Source organism: Paraburkholderia sediminicola (assembly GCF_046027825.1).
In the GTDB taxonomy this organism is placed as follows: Bacteria; Pseudomonadota; Gammaproteobacteria; order Burkholderiales; family Burkholderiaceae; genus Paraburkholderia; species Paraburkholderia sediminicola_D.
The window spans coordinates 256,238-276,640 of record NZ_JAQQDU010000001.1; the positions used below are offsets into that span (position 1 = coordinate 256,238).

Annotated in this window: 11 protein-coding genes; 2 read left to right on the plus strand and 9 right to left on the minus strand. The window is 64.1% G+C overall.

Annotation, left to right across the window (positions count from 1 at the left end; genetic code table 11):
- Nucleotides 1-42 precede the first annotated feature (42 nt).
- On the minus strand, nucleotides 43-1,998 hold the full coding sequence (locus tag PQQ96_RS01105; RefSeq protein ID WP_408287582.1) for an extracellular solute-binding protein: 1,956 nt from the start codon (nucleotides 1,996-1,998) through the stop codon (nucleotides 43-45).
- A gap of 32 nt (nucleotides 1,999-2,030) precedes the next feature.
- Between PQQ96_RS01105 and PQQ96_RS01110 the strand changes: the two genes are divergently transcribed.
- Nucleotides 2,031-2,255 (plus strand): SDR family oxidoreductase, encoded by a 225-nt coding sequence (locus tag PQQ96_RS01110; RefSeq protein WP_408287584.1) that lies wholly within the window; start codon nucleotides 2,031-2,033, stop codon nucleotides 2,253-2,255.
- 128 nt (nucleotides 2,256-2,383) lie between these two features.
- Here PQQ96_RS01110 and PQQ96_RS01115 read toward each other — a convergent pair whose 3' ends face one another.
- The 7 genes from PQQ96_RS01115 to PQQ96_RS01145 form a co-directional block, all read right to left on the minus strand.
- Complete coding sequence (locus PQQ96_RS01115) at nucleotides 2,384-2,731, minus strand: hypothetical protein (protein ID WP_408287585.1); 348 nt, start codon at nucleotides 2,729-2,731, stop codon at nucleotides 2,384-2,386.
- Between the two features lie 329 nt (nucleotides 2,732-3,060).
- Entirely contained in the window at nucleotides 3,061-5,160 is a 2,100-nt protein-coding gene (gene fhuB, locus PQQ96_RS01120; RefSeq protein WP_408287588.1) for a Fe(3+)-hydroxamate ABC transporter permease FhuB, read from the minus strand.
- Entirely contained in the window at nucleotides 5,150-6,112 is a 963-nt protein-coding gene (locus PQQ96_RS01125) for an ABC transporter substrate-binding protein (RefSeq protein ID WP_408287590.1), read from the minus strand. Before PQQ96_RS01125 ends, fhuB begins: the two co-directional genes overlap by 11 nt.
- Entirely contained in the window at nucleotides 6,109-6,921 is an 813-nt protein-coding gene (locus PQQ96_RS01130) for an ABC transporter ATP-binding protein (RefSeq protein WP_408287592.1), read from the minus strand. The genes PQQ96_RS01125 and PQQ96_RS01130 overlap by 4 nt, the downstream gene beginning before the upstream one ends.
- Nucleotides 6,922-6,973: 52 nt before the next feature.
- Nucleotides 6,974-8,662: a cyclic peptide export ABC transporter gene (locus tag PQQ96_RS01135; RefSeq protein WP_408287594.1), complete on the minus strand. Its 1,689-nt coding sequence runs from the start codon at nucleotides 8,660-8,662 to the stop codon at nucleotides 6,974-6,976.
- A 33-nt stretch (nucleotides 8,663-8,695) separates the two neighbouring features.
- A complete protein-coding gene (locus PQQ96_RS01140; RefSeq protein WP_459252135.1) occupies nucleotides 8,696-11,173 on the minus strand; it encodes a penicillin acylase family protein in 2,478 nt (825 codons plus the stop codon).
- 98 nt (nucleotides 11,174-11,271) lie between these two features.
- Nucleotides 11,272-13,419: a TonB-dependent siderophore receptor gene (locus PQQ96_RS01145; protein WP_408287599.1), complete on the minus strand. Its 2,148-nt coding sequence runs from the start codon at nucleotides 13,417-13,419 to the stop codon at nucleotides 11,272-11,274.
- 223 nt (nucleotides 13,420-13,642) lie between these two features.
- Between PQQ96_RS01145 and PQQ96_RS01150 the strand changes: the two genes are divergently transcribed.
- Complete coding sequence (locus PQQ96_RS01150; protein WP_408287601.1) at nucleotides 13,643-14,428, plus strand: AraC family transcriptional regulator; 786 nt, start codon at nucleotides 13,643-13,645, stop codon at nucleotides 14,426-14,428.
- Nucleotides 14,429-14,499: 71 nt separating this feature from the next.
- Here PQQ96_RS01150 and PQQ96_RS01155 read toward each other — a convergent pair whose 3' ends face one another.
- Entirely contained in the window at nucleotides 14,500-20,385 is a 5,886-nt protein-coding gene (locus PQQ96_RS01155; RefSeq protein WP_408287603.1) for a non-ribosomal peptide synthetase, read from the minus strand.
- Nucleotides 20,386-20,403 lie beyond the last annotated feature (18 nt).

The following is a 20,403-nucleotide window of genomic DNA, read 5'->3' on the forward strand; positions in this document are numbered from 1 at the left end:
GGCGTCGTTTCCGGTGCGAAGGCGTTGAGTGAATGGACGCGTTTAGTGCGACTGTGCTGGCGGCTGTTGCGGCTCGGCATACCACCACATCGACGTGATCCAGCCTTCCGCGCCATAGTACAGAGGCAAGGTCTTCGGCCACGCAAGGCCGCGTTTGAACGCCACCCGGTGCGTCGCGCTGTACCAGTGCGGTACCACATAGTAGCCATGCATCAGCAAGCGGTCGAGTGCGTGCGTCGCGTCCACCAGTTGCTCGCGCGTCTGCGCTTGCACGAGCGCGCGCAGCACCGCGTCGACCACGGGCGACTTCAGCCCGATCACGTTGTCGGAACCCTGCGTATCGGCGGCTTTACTACCGAAGCGGTCGATCTGTTCGGTGCCCGGCACCTGCACATCGGGCATGCGGATCGTCGTGGTGTCGAAATCGAAATTGTCGAGGCGCTTTTGATACACCGCGAAATCGGACACACGAAACGTCGCCTTGATGCCCAGCTTTTGCAGATTGCGGATGTACGTCGCGACGATCGGCGACATCGCTGCTTCGGAACTGGAGTCGTCGAGAATTTCGAATTCGAACGGCTCGCCCTTGGCGTTACGCAACGCGTTGTCGCGATAGGTCCACCCGTCCTGCTGCAACAAGGCGCGCGCCTGCAGCAGATTGGCTCGCAGCGAATCCGGCGGATCCGTGTCCGGCTGCTTTGGCGGCGGACCGAATACAGCCGGATCGAGTTGTGCGCGCCATGGATTGAGCAGCGCAAGCTCACCAGGCGATGGCAGGCCCTTCGCCTGCAAATCCGTATTGGCGAAGAAACTGTCGATGCGCGTGTACTGATTGAAGAACAACTGACGGTTCAACCACTGAAAATCGAGCGCGAGATCGAGCGCCTTGCGCACTCGCACGTCCTGGAACAACGGCCGGCGCAGGTTGAGCATGAAGCCCTGCATGCCCGTGCCGTTATGCTGCGGAAATTCGCGCTTGATCAACTCCCCACTATCGAACTTCTTGCCGACGTCACGCCGCACCCAATTACGCGCGACGTATTCGACCATCGCATCGTATTCGCCGGCCTTGAACGCCTCCAGCCGCGCGACGTTATCCGAATACAGCTTGTAGACAATGCGATCGAAGTTATTCGTACCGACGCGCACCGGCAACGCCGCGCCCCAGTAATTCGGATCGCGCCGATAGGTGATTGTGCGGCCGTTGTCGTACTGATCGATCAGATAGGGTCCGCTGGCGATCGGCTTTTCGAATGCCAACTGGTCGAACGGAATGCGGCTGCCGTCCGGCTTCATCCCCCACTTGTGCGAGAACACAGGCATGCTGCCCACGAGCAGCGGCAACTCGCGATTGCGTTGATGAAACTCGAAACGGATCGTTTGCGGATCGACCACCACCGCGCGCGTGATCTCGCCGAAGATCGACGCGAATTGCGGCGCGGCTTGCGGGCTTTTCAGCGTGTCGAGCGAGAACTTGACGTCGTCCGCGGTGACCCGGTCGCCGTTCGAAAAGCGTGCACGCGGATTGATGTGGAAGGTCGTCGACAGCCCGTCCGGGGCGATATTGATGTCGTCGGCGAGCAGGCCATAGGCGGACGCCACTTCGTCGCTGCTGCCGATGGTCAGGCTTTCGAACATCAGGTCGACGCCCGGCGCGGGGTTACCGCGCAATGTGAACGGATTGAATTTATCGAAACTGGTGAGCCGGCTCGGATTGGCCAGCACCAGCGTGCCGCCTTTGGGCGCATCCGGGTTGACGTAGTCGAAGTACTTGAAATCGGGCGGATATTTCGGCTCGCCGTATTGGGCGATCGCATAGACCGCATGGGCCTCGGGTGCCGCGAGCAAGCCGGCCAGGGCGGACACACCGCACAGCGCGACAGCGCACACTGACCGCCTGGAGCGCGGCACAACTGGTAGACCGACACGCGATAGCCTGTGAATCACGCCGCACCAAAGTTCACGAGGCGTTTGAACCCATCGCGAGCCAGTTGTCATAGGGGCCTTATTGGTCAGTGGGCAATGTCAATGTGGGGGAATTCTACCCAATAAACCCGCGCAATCCATGCTCACGCCACAATCTCGAATTCGCCGAAAACGACGCGCCGCTCAGGCGCAATGCGACGATCGAACCGGTCGGCAATGCCGCAGCGTTTCTGCCGTCGGATCTGACAGCCGGCGTAACAGCGAAAATCGTGCACGGGGATAGCGGCGCTAATGCCGTGGTCGGCGGTATGGCTGCTATCGCCGGGTGACGATGCGTGCTGCGTTGACTCGGCGCCTTCGGCACAGTCTGCCGGTTTCGTACAGGCAATAAAAAACCGCCCTCTTTCGGGCGGTTTGTTTCAACACGGCGACTGCATCAGCCGCGCTTCTTAACGGCTTAGTGCCAGCCGCGCTGATTGTCGTAGTGATTACGGCCGTAGTCGTAGCGGCCCGGGGGATGATGGCGATACCAGTCATCACGCCCCCAATAGCGGCGGCCGTCCCAGTAACGGTCGCCATGCCAGCCGATCACGATCGCCGGGCCGCCGTAATACACGGGAGCCGGTTGATAGACGACAGGCGGCGGGGGCGGCGGCGGCGGTGCATAGACCGGAGCCGGAGCCACGTAGACCGGCGCGGGGATGCCGATGTTGACGCCAACGCTGAGCCCACCGGCCATTGCAGCACCCGACGCAGCCAACCCGAGAACCCCGATCAGAAGTGGAACAATACGTGCGGACTTCATTGAATCACCCTTTTGAAGAATGTGTTGTTGGGCGAAATATAGCGCAAGGCCGCCATCCGCGTATTTCAACTTTGTAATAACTGATGCATAACATCGCACTGTTGGCCGCCTGGTTACGTCTCGTTACATTGGACAAAGGTTTGGTGAAAAAGTAGTGGTGGTCTAGCGAGCTAGCTCGTTGTTGGTCGCCTATCGAACTGATGATGCGTGCCTCGCACGACGCGCAGCGCGAATGCGCTCTCTACCGTCGGCCGTTCCTCGTGCCCCGCTCAGGCGGCAGCACGCGTTTTGGGGGTCAAGAAAACGCCGCAGGCTTCCCAACACAGTTGTCATGCCGCGCGTGGCGCCGCTTTTAACAACGACCACAGCAGATAAGGTCCGCCGATCAACGCGGCCATCAAGCCCGCCGGCATTTCGTTGGGAAACAGCAGCAGGTTGCCGCACCACTGCGCGAGCACCATCAGTACTACGCCTATCGCCGCCGAGGCGAGCAATTGTTCCCGCGCGCGGCACACCCCGAATGATCGTGCGATATGCGGCGCCATCAGACCGACGAATGACAACGGTCCGACGATCAACGTCGAGGTGGCCGTGAGTAGCGCGGTCAGCAGCAGCACGGCAAGGCGAGCGACGTCAACCCGCACGCCGAGCGAGCGGCTCGTGCCTTCGCCGAGCGACAGCAGTTCGAGCCAGCGGGACAGCAAGGGCGCCGCACCCAGACCCACCAGCGCGACCACCACCGCAACGGCAGCCGCAATCGGCTGTACGTAATAGGTCGAGCCGACAACGAAGTTCAGCAGGAGCGCAGCGCGAGCATCGCCGCTCGCGGTCACCGTCCCGCTGACCGCCTGAAACAGCGCACCAATGGCGACGCCGATCAGCAACAATCGCTCCGGCGCGTACATAGCGCGACGTCCGAACCACAGCAGGAACAGCAGTGTAGCGATCGAGCCGGCAAGACACGACGCGAACAGCTCGAGCGGTCCCGGCGCGGCAAACAGGAACACGGCGGCAACGATGCCAAGCGCCCCACCCGAGCTCACGCCGATCAGGTCGGGACTCGCGATCGGATTGCCTGTCATGCGCTGCACCAGCGTTCCCGCAAGGCCAAGCATCACGCCCGCGGCAATGGCGGCGGCAGTATGCGGCACATGCCAGAATGCCAGCGCCTCGATTTGGGCGACGCTGACGATCCGCCAGCCGTCGAGCCCGCGCCCGATCACCATCGACAGGACGACAGCGAGCGCGGCGAGCAAGGCCAATCCCGCGATCAATCGCGCCGGCCGGTTGTGTCTGATCAGTGCCACGCTGTCACGCACGTCCGACCTCAGGTCGGGGCGCGACTTGAGTTGCCGCAGCAGCCACAACAGCATCGGTGCGCCGATCAGCGAGGTGACGGCACCCGTCGGAATAAGTTGCGAGCCGAATACCCCGCTGATGGCAACCACCTGCACCATTGCGTCGGTCAGCCACAACAGTGCGGCACCCAGAACAGGCGCCCAGAAGAGACGCTGCTGGAAGCGCCGCGCGCCGGCGAGCCGTGCCAGCGTCGGCGCGGCGAGGCCAATGAAACCGATCACGCCGACCGCGCTGACGACGCACGCCGTCAGGGCAACGGCGAGACCCAATGCGAGAAAGCGTGTACGCATCAGCGAGACGCCGAGGGCACGCGCCGTGCTTTCGCCGGCTTCGAAGAGGCTCAGCGGACGGCGTAGCAGGAAAACCGCCGCCCCCGCGACCACCAGGCGCACGAACAGCGCGGCGCTGGCGTGCCAGCCTTGCTGGTCCAGTGCGCCGCCGCCCCAGATCATGAGTCCCGCCAGCAACTGGAAGTGCGAGATCGCGAGCGCGAGGGTCAGCGAGCCGCAATAGAAACTGACAATCATGCCGGACAGGATCACCGCAAGCGAGGCGAGTCGTTGCCGCCATGCCAATGCGAAGACCAGCAGCATCGCCAGCGTTCCGCCCACGAGCGCGATCAGCTCGCGCTGCGCGGCGATCCACGCCGGCGCCCAGAGGGTCGCGATCGTGAGCGCCAGATAGGCACCGGGAAAGATGCCGAGCGTCATCGGTTCGGCAAGCGGATTACGCAGCACCTGTTGCGCAATCGCGCCCGCGAGGGCCAGCGCGGCGCCACAGATCAAGGTCATCGCGATGCGTGGCAACGCGCTGTCTTGCACGATCAGTTGACTAAGGTTGCCCGGTTCGGGCGCCATGATCGCGGACCAGAGACTGGAACCGGCGAGCTGCGTTTGCAGGACCCAGACGGTCAGCGCGATGGCCGCGAGAACGACGAGCGAGGTCACCGGCACGAGAACATTGCGGGGTGCCGCAGCCTGTGCGGCAGGTGCGGGCTGGCCGATTCGCGTATCTAGCGCATCGGGGCGGCTATCTTGCTGGCCTGAAGGCGGCAGGTGTTTAGATGACATGGCTGCTTTGCATGGCGTTGGCGACAGCGCGTGCAAAACGCTGGACAGAGATCAACGCACCCGTCGCCGAGATGACCGGCAGGGTCGCGGTTCTTCCGGGCTGCGAGAACGGCAACTGCCGCCACACCGGATTGCGTTGCAGGCCGGCCATATTGCCGGGCGCCCCCGAATCGACCCACAGGATGCGCGCATCGGGCGCCGCTGCGAGACGGTCCAGTTCGACGATATAGGCAGATCCGCCCATCCCGGACCCGTTGTGCCCACGCTCCAACGCGGTCAAGGCGGCGTTACGAAGACCTAGCGTCTGCAGGATCTCGTTGAACATGCTGCCGGTGCCGAAAACACGCAGATGGCGATCGTCGACCAGTTGCGCGACATAGACGTCCGGATAACCGCCCGCGGGCGTCGCCGCATCGAGGGCCGCACGCGACTGCGCGAGCAAACGGGTCGTCGCGTTCAGCAGCGCTTCCGCCTTTGCTTCGACGCCGAGGCGGCGGGCGAGCGTCACCGCTTCAGCCCGCATCGCACGATACGGTTGAGGATCCATCGTGTAGGCGCCGAGCGTCAGCGTCGGCGCGATCCGTTCGAACGAAGCCTGCACGCTGGCGTGCGCGGGCGTGATCACCATCAGATCGGGCCGTAGTTCGTACAACAGATCGTAATTCGGCTGGAACAGCAGCCCCACATCGACCACACCCCGCGGCAGCGGCGGCTCAACGACACTGCTGACGTACCATGCGGGCGCCGGCACGCCGATGGGCGCAACGCCGAGCGAAAGCAGCATTTCGGTCAGATCCCAGTTCATCACAATGATCCGCCGCGGCGTGCCCTCCGCTGCGTTCAGCGCGGCGCCCTGCGCGGTGGCGGTCATGCCCAACGCAGCCGCTGCCAGCGCCCGCAGGCAGACGCGGCGCTTCTCTGACACGGGCGCAATCAAACCGTCGACGCTCATTGCGGAATGCCCACGACCCGGCCGCTGGGGTCCTGCAGCACATTCATCGGCACGCCGTAAATGGCCTGCAGATTCGGCCCGGTCATGATGTCGCGGGGCGTACCCTGCATCAGGATACGTCCATGCCGCAGCGCGACGATGTGATCGCAAAAGCGCGCGGCCATGTTGATGTCGTGCAACACGACGACAGCCGCGATACTGCGTTGCGCGCAGAGCGTGCGCACCAGATCCAGCACCTCGACCTGATGGGCAATGTCCAGTGCGGACGTCGGCTCATCGAGTAGCAGACAGCGGCTGTCCTGCGCGATCAGCATCGCCAGCCACACGCGTTGCCGTTCGCCGCCGGACAGGCTGTCCACGAGACGGTCCGCGTAATGCGTGACGTCGGTCATCCGCATCGCTTCGGCAACCTGCATGCGGTCGTCGTCGCCGAATACGCCGAGACTGCCGTGCCAGGGATAGCGGCCAAGCGCGACGAGTTCGCGCACCAACAGGCCGTCGGTAGACGGGGTGTATTGCGGCAGATGCGCGACCCGTTGTGCGAATTCGCGCGGCTTCCACGACGCGATCGGCTTGCCGTCGAAACGGATCGCGCCGGCACCCTGCGCATGATGACGAGCGAGCAGACGCATCAAGCTCGTTTTTCCCGAGCCGTTGTGACCGATGAGACCCGTCACGCACTCGCGCGAAATCGACAGATCGATATCATCCAGCAACGGCGTCCCGCCGATGTCGAACCGGACCTGGTCCAGTTCGAAAAGCGGAAGCGCGGATGCAGATTCAGTAGCGGACAAACTGGTATTGACCATGGAATTCTGGCTGTACCCGCAGCCGGCGGCCGCGGGAAAAAAAGTGGACGGTTCAGGCGCTCGCCGGAGCACGAGCAGGGAGCGGCTCAGTGGCATGAGCATCGGCATGGAAAGGATCGGCCTGATGAGCGCCGCCAGCGCCCTCTTCGATCACCTGCCCAAAATCGAGCTTGATATAACGGTCCGCGAGATGGAAATAGCGGTCGTCGTGCGTGATGACCACTACCGTCTTGCCTTTCGCCTTCAGCTCCGGCAACAAGCGCCGGTAGAACACGTCCTTGAACAGCGGGTCCTGATCCGCGGCCCACTCGTCGAACAGATAGAACGGCCGGTCCTCGAGATACGACACCAGCAGCGCGAGACGTTTGCGCTGGCCTTGCGACAGCTCTAGCGTCGAGAACACGCCGTTCTCGATCTTGACCTTGTGGGCGAGTTGCAGATCTTCGAGCAATGCATGCGCGGCGTCATCAACGTTGTCGAGCCGGATACCGAGCAGCGTGTCGAACAGAAAGAAATCGCTGAAGACTACAGAAAAATGCTGCCGGTACGCGTCACGCTGCGCTTCGCCGACTTCCTCGCCATTAAGCAGAATCCGTCCGCTTTCGGGCGTGTAGAGCCCAACGAGCATCTTCGCCAGCGTCGTCTTGCCGCTGCCGTTGCCCCCGATCAGATAGACGAGTTCGCCGGGACGGAAGCTCAGATTGACCGGCCCGAGCGTAAAGACGTCGTTCTCCTTCTCGCGGAAATACCGGTGCGTGACGCCCTCAAGAACAATGCTCTCGAACGCCGTGGCTTGCGGCGCGGCAACCGTTTGCTCGATGGGCAACTCCGCGTTCACCTGCTCGACGCGTTCGAGCGCCACACGCGCCGTGCTGAGATTCGGAATCGCGGAAAGCAGGCCTTCGATCGGCATGATCATGTACAGGAAGATCATCGCGTAGCCGGACATCACATGCGGCGTGACGGGCAGATAGCGCGTCAAAACGAACAGCACACAGCCGATGAACGCGAAGAAGATGAAGCTGCCCCAGCTCGCCGCGGCCGCATACAGCACATAGCCGCGGGTGCGCTGCACACGCACTGCCTCGACGTTCGTCGCCAGCGTGTCGTCGATAAACTCGCGCATCCGCGCCCGATGGAGCTTCAATTCCTTGGCGCCGTCGAACAACGCACGGAAATGACGCACCAGCGCATCTTCCCGGCGACGCGAACTGCGCAGATGGAACATGCCGCGCGTGTTGGCCAGATGAAAACCCGCCGAGCCGATCAGCACCGTGACGGCGGCGAACACCAGCACCTGCCACGACAGCAAACCCAGATAGACGAGGCACCCGGCGATCACCGCGCCGTTCATCACGAGTCCGGGCAATCCGACGAACAGCACGACGATCGCATCCAGATCCTGCGTCAGCACGCCCAGCGAACGCGCCGACCCCTGGCGTTCAACATAGGTAAAAGGCGCGGCCGCAATGCGGTTGATGGTCTTCATACGCAGACTCGCCTTGGCGTTCTGCCCGAGGCTCATGAAGAGCGTCTGCGAAGCTGTCCGCGTGATGAGCACGACGACACCGATCATGAGAAAACGCAAGCCGAGTTCGACCAGCTGTTCGCGCGACGCGGACAGCGCCTGGTTGATAAGCGCGACCATCGCCGCGTTTCCGAACCCGCTGACAAGGCTCATACCGATTGCCAGCAGCAACCGTTGACGTGAACCTTTAACCAGAAACCAGAGAGTGTGCATAGTGATCGAATGGAGCCTTTTCTAGGGACGTCGTTAGTTTTTCGGCATCGGCACGCTCAGCGTGACACGCTGCGATTTCACTTCTTCGCGTTCGACATCGGCTGCGTCGAACGGTGCATTGCGCCAGGTCTTCTGCGCATAGTCGAGTGTGCCTTCGGCGCTGGACGGCGACGCAGGGTCGTCGGATTCCGAGGGCGCGAGCAAGGTTTTCGCGATCACGCGCGCATGCGGGCCGAAGCTGACGATCTGCATATAGGTGTTGCCGATTGCCGCGCCATCCATCGAGGCATGAACGCTGTCACCCGTGCCCACGCGTTCAATCGGACAGGCCGACACAAAGTAGCCGCTTTCGCTGCAGCCGCCGAACAGGGCGACGCGTTTGCCATTGCGAGACGTGTAGAGTGCCGCGCCAGTCGGCGCATCGACGGCGAGGCCTGCGTGCTGCAACGCCAGCACCGATGCGCCCAACGCCTGAGCGACACGCGGGTCGTCCGCACGCAGTCCGTCAGGCGTCGACAGCGGCGCTGACATTGAGAACGGCACGGCATAGCGCTGATCGACCGGAATCGCTTCGATACGCGACCAGAACGCCTCCCACAAAACCGCACCGTGCGAGTCTGTTTCGGCATTCATGGGCCAGGCTCGCAGCGTCTTGCACGCCGCGGCCAGATGGACCGTCTGCGGCGTTGCGAACGCGGCCCCGTCGGTTCGATCCTTGTCGACACGCACGACGGGATCCGGACTGGCACACAGGCTTTGCATGACCTGCGGCAGAAAACGTTCGGCGGTTAGCGTACGCGTATCGAGCACACGCGTGCCCAGGGCCGCGAGCGTGCGCTGGCCGGCCGGCAAGGCCATCCATGAACGCGCAATCTCGTGTCCGAGTTGCGCGCGCAGCGACAGGGCCGCGCGCGGGTCGCCTGCGACACGCGGATAACCGGAAAGCGGCTGCTGCGGATTGGCCAGACCGTAGCTGTTGTTCATGTTCGCCACGTAGTCGGTGCGCAGCAACGACGGCATCTCGTCAACCGGCAACACACCCGCGCGCACCGCGCCGTGGCTCGTCGGCCACTGGCATGCCGAGCGCGAACCGTCCAGGAACGGCACGCCCGGCATTCTGGCGTCGAACGCCGCACCGAGCGGCTTTGCCGTGCAGGTCGCGGCGAACGCGTCGTCGACGTTGGGCATCGAACCGATGTCGGCGAACCACACGCGCGGGTCATCGCGCCCGATCGCTACGGTATTGACCCATGGCGTCGCGGCCAGCCGCTTTTGCGTGGCGATGAATTCATCGAGCGAGGACGCCTGCCCCCAGCGAAGAAAGTTTTCGAAGATCGCGTAGTTGTCCGCGTTCGAATCGCGAACCGCGAACGCCTGGGTGTCGTTCCAGGCGAGTGCCGGCGACATCGCGTGCAGATCGACCACAGGACCGAAGCGTGACCGATAGAAAGTACGCGTGACAGGCTTCGATGTGCCGTCGGCCTGCCTTGCATCGACGGTGATCTGCTGTTGCGTCATCGGCTCTTCACGCCCATCGATCTGATAGACGGTCGGCTTGCCCGGCACGAGCGACAACTGGAACAGCCCAAAACGGCGCGCACTGGACACCGTATGCGTCCAAGCCACGTTACGGTTGTAGCCGATCATCACGACGGGCACGCCCAGAAATGAAACGCCGCTCACGTCGAGCTGACCGGGCAGCGTGAGCTGGGCCTGATAGAAGCGGTCGGGTCCTTGCCAGAACCAGTGCGGATTGCCGAACAGCACGCTTTGCCCGCTGCCCGTCACACCCGCGCCGAAGGCGAGCGCATTGCTGCCGGCATCGCGCACACCACCCGCCTGCAGATACGTATTACCGAGCTCGGCGCCAAGGCTCGCATCGCGTTGCGGCGCCGTCTGTCCGAGCTGGATACCGGGCGGATGAGAATTGGCGAGCGCTTCGATGAAGCCCGTATAGCCGCCCACGAAGTTCGCGGCGGCAAGACGTCGATAGATGTCAGTCTCGGAGATGTCGCGCACCCAGCGTTCATTCCGGCACGCCGCGTGGGCTTGCGTGTCCGGTGCGGCGCGCAACGTCGCCAGATAGCGGTTGTAACCTTGTGCGAAGCCGGCGATAAGCTGTCGCACATTGTCCGGCTGGTGGGCGCGATAGGCGTCGGTCTGCTCGCGTCCGTCGAGCAGGCGAAAGAAGAAGTCCGCATCGATATTGCGTGGCAAACCGAACGTCGCGCGCGTCGGCGGCTTCGCGTCCGCACCAAAAAACGCCGAACGCTCGCCACGATACGTGACGAACGCATCGGCGAGCGTGCAGAGATTGTCCTGCGCCTGCGCATAGCCATACCCGTAGCCAAGCGCGGTCCATGACTTTGCTTCGATGTGCGGTACGCCGTCCGCCGTTCGACGGATCACGACCTGCGCGGCCGTGTCCTCACCCGCCGACGCGCGCGGCGGCGTCGGCTTCTGCGCGAGGCAGCCGGCAAGCACCGCGGGGACCACCAGCGCGCACATCATCCGCTTGATGAGCTGGCGGGACCGCGCGGTCGCTTTCGTGGCGGCATTAAACCGCGACGCACCGGGGCGAAATGCCCCGGTGGCCTGCAACATGAGCCTTACCATTGATACCTGACTGTTCCAATCACTGAGCGGTCCGAACCGTAGTAGCACTGCGTTCCGCTATTGCAATAAGCGATGTATTGACGGTTGAACAGGTTGTTCGCATTGATCGCGAAATGCCAGTTGCGCACGTCGTAATGCACCATCGCGTCGACGAGGAAGTGACTCGGCACCTGGAAGGTATTGGCCGTGTCTCCATATGATGCGCCGATGTAGCGGGCCCCGGCACCGAACCCGAGACCACGGTAGTCGCCGCCATGCAGCGTGTAGTCGAGCCACAACGAAGCCATATTGGTCGGACTGCCGTTCGGCACCGCCTTGCCGAGGGAAGGATCGTCAGGCGCCGCGGAGGTGACCCGCTGGTTCAGGAATGCATACGAAGCGATGACGTTCAGGCTGTCGGTCAGACTGACGCGCGCTTCAGCTTCGAAACCACGCGATCGGATCTCGCCTGTTTGCGCCGTGAAGCCCGGATGCGCATCATCATTCGTTTCGACATTCTGCTGACGCAGGTCGAACGCCGCGATCGTGAACAGCGCGTTGTAGCCCTTCGGCTGGTACTTCACGCCCACTTCATATTGCTTGCCGCGCGTCGGCTGGAACGGTGTGCCGTTGAACGTCGTGCCGGCATAGGGCTGGAACGAAGTCGTGTAACTCGCGTAAGGCGCGATCCCCGAGTCGAACTGATAGTTCAGGCCCGCGCGCCACGTGAACGCATGCTGCTGGTTCTCTGACCCAACGCCGTCGGTCGTATTCGAATTGCGCGCCCAATCCTGGCGGCCGCCGATCGTCAGCGTCCACTTCTTGTAGCGCAGTTGGTCCTGCGCGTAGATACCGTATTGCGTCTGCCCGATGAATTGCTTCGTGTTATCCGGCACGTAAGCGATATCGCTGTAGTCCGGCGCGAAGATATCGATCGTACCGATCGAATAGCCGCGGCTGACGCGGTTTATCACACGCTGCACGTCAAATCCGAACAGCACGGTCTGATTGACCGGGCCGGTATCGAATTTGGCCTCGGCCTGCGTATCGACGGTGAAATTCGTCAGGTGCTCGTCGTTGTTGTTGGTGAAGAGACCTGCCGTGCGCTGATCGGGGGCGAGCGAGCCGAAGATCGAGTTCTGGTAATACTGGATGTCCTGATGCAGATAGCGGACGTTCTGACGGACTTTCCACGTATCGTTGAATGCATGCTCGAACAGATAGCCGATCGAGAACTGCTCGCGCTTGAGGCGGTCGGTGTTCGGATTGCCGAGATAGTCGTGCGACGAGATCGTGCCATTGACGTTCGGCAGGATCGTGCCCGCTGCGGGGACCGGATTGAACAGGCCGCCTTGCGGGTCGTACTGGTAACTGCCGAGCACCGTGAAGGTCGTGTTCTTGTCCGGCCGGAACGTGACGGACGGCGCAATCGCCACACGCTGTTCCTTGATGTGGTCGGTCTGGGAGTCGGCGTCGCGTGCGAGGCCCGTCACGCGATACAGGATCGTGCCATTCTGGTCGACCGGGCCGCTCAGATCGAACATGCCCTGATAGCGGTTGTCGCTGCCGATCTGCGCCTGCACTTCGTGGAACGGATAGCTTGTCGGCAGCTTGCTGGTCAACAGCAAGGCGCCGCCAGGGCTCCCCTGCCCGTAGAGCACCGAGACCGGTCCGCGTACGACATCGATGCGATCGAGAAAATACGGATCGATCCGTGGCGTCGCATACCAGGTCGTGCGCATCAGACGCATCCCGTCGAGGTACGTAGCGTCGTCGAGATCGAAACCGCGCACGGTGACCTGATCGAAGCGGGTGTCGTTATCCTGTGTTGTCACACCGGGCACGTAGCGGATCGCGGCATCGATCGTCTGGGCGGCCTGCGCGTCCATCTGATCGCGGGTCACCACCGACACCGACTGCGGCGTCTCGGTCAGCGGCGTGTCCGTCTTCGATCCGGCGACGCTACGCTTCGCGACAAAGCCGGTTGTTCCGCTATCGTCCCCAGCGGGTGCGGATACGACAACAGCCGGCAACGTGTTCGAGTTGGTGGCATCGCCAGCTGTGCCGCCCGATGTTGCGGCCGGCTCCCCTGTGGTCTGCGCGTGAGCCGCTGCTGCGGCGGTCATCCATACCGCGGCCATCGCCCATTGCATCCGCGTCATCCGATTCGTTCCCCGATCGCACATCTCCAAAGCCCTTTCTATCTAGTGTGGTTAAGTTAATCGATAATCGTAATGCTAATGCGACTCGTTCTTATTTTAGTTCGCATGTATTTGCCAATCCGGAGGAGACGTGGAATGATACCGACGGTGGAAGCACGCTGTCTTGCCACCGAATGTCGCGAAACGGACATTTTTTGGCAGTTTGAACAACCCGGGAACTCACATGGATCCGATCTGGAGAGAGCAATTCGGCTTCGAATATCGGCGGCAACCCCGCCCGGTGATGGCGCGCGGCTCGAAGTACCCGAACGGCCATCGCGAGATCTGGCATTCGCACGAGCAGGCGCAGTTGTTCTACGCAATGGAAGGCGCAGCGCGGGTCCTGACGCCGATGGGCAGCTGGATGTTGCCGCCCATGCGCGCCATCTGGCTGCCGCCCGGCGTCGATCACGAGTTGCACGCGATCGGCGAGGTCAATTCCTATAGCGTGTATCTGGAGCCGGATGCGGCGCCGTGGCTGTGGCCGACGTGCCGCGTCGTGCTGGTCACGCCGCTGATGCACGAACTCACCATCGGCCTCGCGGAGCAGCCGAACGACTATGGTCCGGACAGTCTGGGTGCGCATATTGCACCGCTGCTGCTTGCGGTACTTCGCGATGCTCAGGCGACGATGCAAGGCGGCCTGCCGCTGCCGAGCGACCGCAGATTGAGGGCGATCTGCAGCGCACTGCTCACGGCCCCCGCGAACGACGACACGCTCGAGCAATGGAGTGCGACGGTGGGTGCCAGCGCGCGCACGCTGGCGCGGCTGTTCCGCCAGGAGACGGGCCTGACTTTCGGACAATGGCGTCAGCAGTTGCGCCTCGTCGAGGCGATGGCGCGGCTGGCCGTCGGCGACCCGGTTTCGAAGGTCGCCGACGAACTCGGCTATCAGAGCAGCAGTAGTTTCATTGCGATGTTCCGCAGGGAGATCGGCGAAACGCCGAATCGCTTGCTGCGACGTCCGTGAGGCGGCCTACGCCACCTGCGCCTGGGAACCGGTGCTGAGTCCTGAGCACGCATTCGGCGTTTCGTGTGGCGCTAGCGGCGTGCTTCGAACCAGTTGCGCAGGTCGTCATGCAGCACGGTCTGCCGCAAAATATTCGAATGCGATGCATCCAGCCGCGTTTCGCGATAACCGCCCGCCGTGTGATGCGCCCAGTCGAGTCGACGCTCCGGACCCTCCTCGCTTTGCGACGCGCGCCACATCGTGATCGGTGAGGCAATGCGCGGCAACGTGTGAGCGCGGATCAGATCGACGTGATGCGCATCGACGCGCATCGCGAGTTGCAACGCGCGATCGAAACCACCGGTTGCCTCAGCTGCTGAATCCGCCTCTGCGGACTGCCCGGCGTGAGCACCGTTGCGAGACCCTCGCGCTGGCGGCGGCAATGTGAAGTGCGATGCCGTGTCGCCGAGGCCGACGAGATCGGCCGATTCGCCTTGCGACTCGAGATACGCCGCCATCGCGACGGCGACACGTCCACCAAATGACCACCCCAGCAATCGATACGGTCCGTGCGGCTGAACCGCACGCATCCGCTCGGCATAGTTGGCTGCGAGCGCTTCGAAGCTCGGCGCGGTCCATTCGCTGTCGGAAAACATCGGCGACTGGATTGCGTAGACGGTCGCCACACCGTTCAGTGCTTGCGCAAGGTGGCAATACTCGGCGACGAATCCGTAGCCGGGATGGATGCAGAACAGCCGCGCAGGCGCGCGCAGGCTGTTAAGCGCAAGCATGCCCGCGGGCAACGGCACGCCATTCTGAGCCGTACGCATCGTGCGCGCCGCGTGTATCGCCGACTCGGCGTTCAGGCGCTGCGCCCAGATGCCCGACTCGTCGTCGTTGCTGGCCGGGTAGCGCATCGAGAAGAGCGTCGACGTGGCGCGCGCTGGGGGTTCGTCAGCGTTCGATAGATGGCCGTGAGTGCTGGCTGCATCGATCATGTCGCGTAGTTGTTGCGCGAAGTTCGTGGCGCACGCTTCGATGTCCTGTTGCGAGAGTTGGTCTGTGCGGTAGCGCCAGCTCACCTGCAGCGCGCCGTCCGCCACCAGCGCGTCAAGTTGCAGCGCCTTTGCCTGCGCATCGTGCAGTCCTGTCTGTACCGAGTCGCCGCCCCGCTCTTCCGCGAACGCGAAGCGTGCCGACTCCGGCAGGCTCGCATCGAACTGGCCGAGATAGTTGAAGCCTACCGTCGCCTGCGGCAGTCCCGCGAGCGCTTCGCGCACCGTTGCATCGCGCGACGCACGCGCCTGCAGCAGACCCCAGTGCAGACCGCGCTGCGGCACTTCGCCCAGTGCGGTGCGCACTGTGTGCAGGGCGTGATGGGCATCGCCCTGCGCTTCCAGCACTACCGGATAGCGTGTTGTGAACCATCCAACCGTACGCGTCAGGTCGATGTCATCGAAGATGTCCTCGCGGCCGTGCCCTTCGAGTTCCACCAGCACACGCGGCTGCGCGCTGCGCTGCGCCAGCGTACGCGTGAGCGCGGCCAGCAGCAGGACTTCGGGTGTGAGGGCAGTGCGGCCTGTTCCGTGCGCGCCGTTGTAGAGCAGCGCCGAGGTGGTCTGCGGGTCGAGGCGGATTGTATGGGTGGCGGTTGGTGTGCCGGTCGATTCGTTCATCGATTCGTTCATCGATTTGGCTGTCGATTCCCTTGTCGATGTGCCTGTCGATTCGCTTGTCGATTTACTTCTCAATCCGGCTTTTGCCTGCGCATCCACTGCCGGCCACGCCACCACGCCCGTGAGCCGTTGCTGCCACCACCCCAGTTCGGCGAGCCGCTCGGCCTGCATCCCGTACTCGTGCTGACGCATGCTCCACACACTGAACGGCGTGCTGCGCGTTCCCAACGCGATCGCCTCGCCACGCTCCGCCTGGGCATACGCCTGCTGCAACTCTTCCAGCAGGATGCGCCACGACACCCCGTCCACCGCCAGGTGGTGGATCGCCAGCAGCACGCGCTGGCCGTGTTGTCCTAAGTCCAGATACGCCGCCTTCAGCAACGGACCACGCCGCAGGTCCAGTTGCCGCTGCACCCGCGTGCATGCATCGTGCAGCGCCTGCTCCCAGTTCGGGCCGTCGCCGATTGCGATCTGATCGACCAGTGGTTCCTGTTGCTGGATCTGCAGCGGTTCTACCCGCTGTGTCCACACGCGTGTCTCGATCTCGCTGTCTTCGACTGCGATCTGTCCGACCAGTGGTTCCTGCTGCCGGGTCTGTCGCTGTGCCCAGCCGCGTGTCGGTGTTTCCGCTGCGTCCTGCGCTCGTGTTACGGCAGGCTCTTTTGCCGTGTCACGCGCATCTGCTGCACGTTGCTCTTGTGCCGCGCCCTGCTCTTCTGCGCCCGCATGCTCTGTGTCATCCGCCCACATGAACCGCAACCGCAGCGCATCGTGCTGCGCCACCAGCGCCTGCACCGCACGCTCCAGCAGCGCCACCTCCAGCCCCCCGCGCACCCGCAGCAGCACCGCCTGGTTCCAGTGCGACGGCGCCTCCACAAACCGTTCGAAGAAGCTCCCCTGGATCGGCGTCAGCGGCACCACGTCATGTATCTCTGCCTGCCCGGCCTGCTCCGCACCGCCCCCGCCCAGCTCCACCGCCACGCGCGCCTGCGCCTCGATCGTCGGATGGTCGAACACCTGCTTCGGCGTGAGCTTCAACCCCGCCTGACGCGCCTTCGCAATCAGCTGCAGGCTCACGATCGAATCGCCCCCCGCCTCGAAGAAGTTCTGCGTCACCCCCAGCTGCGCCTCGCGCCCCAGCACCGACGCCCAGATCGCCCGCATCTGCGTCTCGCGCGCCGTGCGCGGCGCCACCGCCTGCCACGCCTCGTCTTCCTGTGGCGCCGGCAGCGCGCCCCGGTCCAGCTTGCCGTTGGCCATCACCGGCAGCCGCGCGAGCTTCATCCACCCGCCCGGCACCATGTATCCCGGCAACCTCGACTGCAGCGCCGCCTGCAACTGCGATGCCTGCGCCTCACCCACCCAGTACGCCACCAGCCGCCGACGCTCGCCCTCCCCGCGCAGCACCACCACCGCCTGCTCCACGCCCGCGCACCCGCGCAGCTGCACCTCGATCTCTCCCAGCTCGATCCGGTACCCGCGCAGCTTCACCTGCTGGTCCAGCCGGCCCAGGTACTCGATGCAGCCATCCGCGCGCAGCCGGCACAGGTCCCCGCTGCGGTACAGCCGTTCTCCGTCGTTGTACGGCGACGGCACGAAGCGCTCCGCCGTCAGCCCCGGGCGCCCGAGGTACCCCCGCGCCAGCGACACCCCGCCGATGCACAGCTCGCCCAGCCCGCCCACCGGCACCTCGTTGCCGTACCCGTCCAGCACGCACACGCTGCGCCCCGGATACGCAATGCCAATCGGCGCGCTCACGTGCTGTGTATCCTCTGCCTGCGTGCGCCGGTACAGCGCCGCCACCGTCGTCTCGGTCGGCCCGTACAGGTTGTCCAGCCGCACGCCGGCCAGCGCACTGCGCTGCCAGCGCGCCAGCGCATCGCCCGGCAGACCTTCGCCGCCCACCGTGATCTGCCTCAATGCCGGCAGCGCCTCGCGTGACGGTGCCTCACTGAGCCATTGCTGCCACAGTGCCGTCGGGATCCGCGCGAACGTCACCTGGTGGGTGGCCAGCGCGCCGCTGAGCGCCTGCAGGTCCCATGCAGCGGCCCCACGCATGCACACCCGGCCGCCCATCAGCAGCGCCGGCAGCAGTTCGTGCAGCGCCACATCGAAGTTGATCGTCGACGACTGCAGCAGCGTGTCCCGCGCCGAGATTCCGTAGGTGCCGACGAAGTCGTCCAGATGCAGCGACAGCGCGCGCTGGCTCACTGCCACGCCCTTGGGCCGCCCGGTCGAGCCCGAGGTGTAGATCACGTACGCGAGCTGCTCCGGATGGATCGATGCGGTGCGTTTGCGCAGCCCGTGCAGGGCTGCAAGCCAGGCGTGTTCATCCGGCTGTCCAGCCTCATCCCCGATCCGCACCTGCACACAGCCTTCGAGCACCTCCGACAGACGCGCCGCGCTCGCCGCATCGACGATCACGCAACGCACGCCCGCATCCTCGATCATCTCGCGCAGCCGTGCTTCCGGATACGACGGATCCAGCGGCACCTGTGCCGCGCCCGCCTTCCAGATCCCCAGCAGCGCCGCGGCCATTCCCGCCGAGCGCTCGAGGCACACCCCCACCCGCTCCTCGTGCGCCACACCTGCACGCATCAGCGCGACACCCAGGCGGTCCGCCCACGCGTCGAGCTGCGCATAGCTGAGCCGCTCATCGCCGCAGACCACCGCCTGCGTTTCACCACAGGCCCGCGCGCGCGACTCGAAGCGCACCACGGTCGGCTCATACGCATACGACACGCGTTGCACCGCACTCGCGGCACCGGCGCCCGCCCCCATCGACAGCTCGCACAGCCGGCGCTCGCCCGACACGCACATCTGCTCCAGCAGTTCCACGTAGTGCCCGCTTACCCGCTCGATCGTCGATGCGTCGAACAGATCGACTGCGTAGTTGAACGTCAACCGCAGACCATCGCTGTCTTCAAGCACATTGAGAACGAGATCGAATCGGGCTGTCCGCGTCGAGGCGGCTTCCGCGCGAATCGACAGGCCCGCGAGTTTCGTGTCTTCCGTACGTCCAGCCACTTCGTAGTTGAACATCGTCTGGAACAGCGGCGAGTGCGAGCGCTCGCGTTGCGGCTGCAACGCTTCGACCACGCGCGCAAACGGCACCGCCTGGTGCGCCTGCGCCTCGGCCACGCGTTCGCCTAAGTGTGCGAATAGTTCGCCGATGCTCATCGACATCGACAGTTCAGCACGGATCACCAGCGTGTTGACGAAAAACCCCACGAGCCCATGCGTTTCCGCGCGCTCGCGGCCACTCACCGGCACGCCAACGCAGAAATCGTGCTGACCGCTGTATCGCGCGAGCAGCACGCAGTAGACCGCCAGCAACGCAGCAAACGGCGACACGCCGTTCGTGCGCGCAGTCCGCCGCAACGCATCGGCGGTTGCACGCGAAACCGCGACGACGCAACGCGCGCCCTCCATGCTGCGCTCGACCGTGCGAGGACGATCGAGCGGCAACGCCAGCAGGCTTCGTTCCCCACCCAGCCGGCCACGCCAGAAATCCAGTTCGGCATCGGCGCGACGGTCGCCGGCCCAGTCGCGCTGCCACTGAGCGAAGTCCGCGTAATGCAGCGATGGCAACGACGGCAACGCCAGCGGTTCGAGCATGGCATCCGCGCCGCGCACCCCGGCTTCGTACAGTTGAGCAAATTCGCGGCCGAGCAGACCCATCGACCACGCGTCCGTGACGATATGGTGCGCGGTGAACTGCAGCACATGCTCATCGGTGGCAACGCGCGTCAACACGACACGCATCACCGGACCGCGCTCCAGATCGAACGGCTCGCGCGCCTGGTCACCGAGGCGTTCCTGAAGTTGTGCGTGCCGTTGCACAGCGTCGCCTACCGTTGTTTCGCAAACCGAAATATCGTCAAAGCGCCACTCGAATACCGCTTCGTGACCCTCAGGCGCCGCCACCGCCAGCCCCGTTTGATACGGCACGCCGTTGTCCTCGCCGAATCGCGAACGCAAACTTTCATGACGCACGGCCAACTGCTCGAACGCACGGCGGACCGCATCCGCACGCAGTGCGCCCACCATGCGCACCGCGCGCGACACGTTATACGCCGAGCTCGACGGCTCCAGACGCCACAAAAACCACAGGCGCTCCTGCGCATGCGACAGCGGCGCGCGCGCAGGCCGCGGCGACAACGCGACGATCGGCAAACGGTCGACGGGCAGCCCCTTTTCGGCGGCGCGTAGCCGGAACACGGCGCGCTTGTCCGCCGGCAACGCCGCGTACTGTTTCGACAGGCCCAGCAATTCGTCCTGACGTCCTGAACTCACACTCATTGAATATCCCTTGATTTC

Excerpts from the sequence above, each read along its gene's own strand:
- PQQ96_RS01105 (WP_408287582.1), bottom strand. The coding sequence starts at position 1,998 with ATGACAACTGGCTCGCGATGGGTTCAAACGCCTCGTGAACTTTGGTGC.
- PQQ96_RS01115 (WP_408287585.1), bottom strand. The coding sequence starts at position 2,731 with ATGAAGTCCGCACGTATTGTTCCACTTCTGATCGGGGTTCTCGGGTTG.
- fhuB (WP_408287588.1), bottom strand. The coding sequence starts at position 5,160 with ATGTCATCTAAACACCTGCCGCCTTCAGGCCAGCAAGATAGCCGCCCC.
- PQQ96_RS01125 (WP_408287590.1), bottom strand. The coding sequence starts at position 6,112 with ATGAGCGTCGACGGTTTGATTGCGCCCGTGTCAGAGAAGCGCCGCGTC.
- PQQ96_RS01130 (WP_408287592.1), bottom strand. The coding sequence starts at position 6,921 with ATGGTCAATACCAGTTTGTCCGCTACTGAATCTGCATCCGCGCTTCCG.
- PQQ96_RS01135 (WP_408287594.1), bottom strand. The coding sequence starts at position 8,662 with ATGCACACTCTCTGGTTTCTGGTTAAAGGTTCACGTCAACGGTTGCTG.
- PQQ96_RS01140 (WP_459252135.1), bottom strand. The coding sequence starts at position 11,173 with ATGATGTGCGCGCTGGTGGTCCCCGCGGTGCTTGCCGGCTGCCTCGCG.
- PQQ96_RS01145 (WP_408287599.1), bottom strand. The coding sequence starts at position 13,419 with ATGACGCGGATGCAATGGGCGATGGCCGCGGTATGGATGACCGCCGCA.
- PQQ96_RS01150 (WP_408287601.1), top strand. The coding sequence starts at position 13,643 with ATGGATCCGATCTGGAGAGAGCAATTCGGCTTCGAATATCGGCGGCAA.
- PQQ96_RS01155 (WP_408287603.1), bottom strand. The coding sequence starts at position 20,385 with ATGAGTGTGAGTTCAGGACGTCAGGACGAATTGCTGGGCCTGTCGAAA.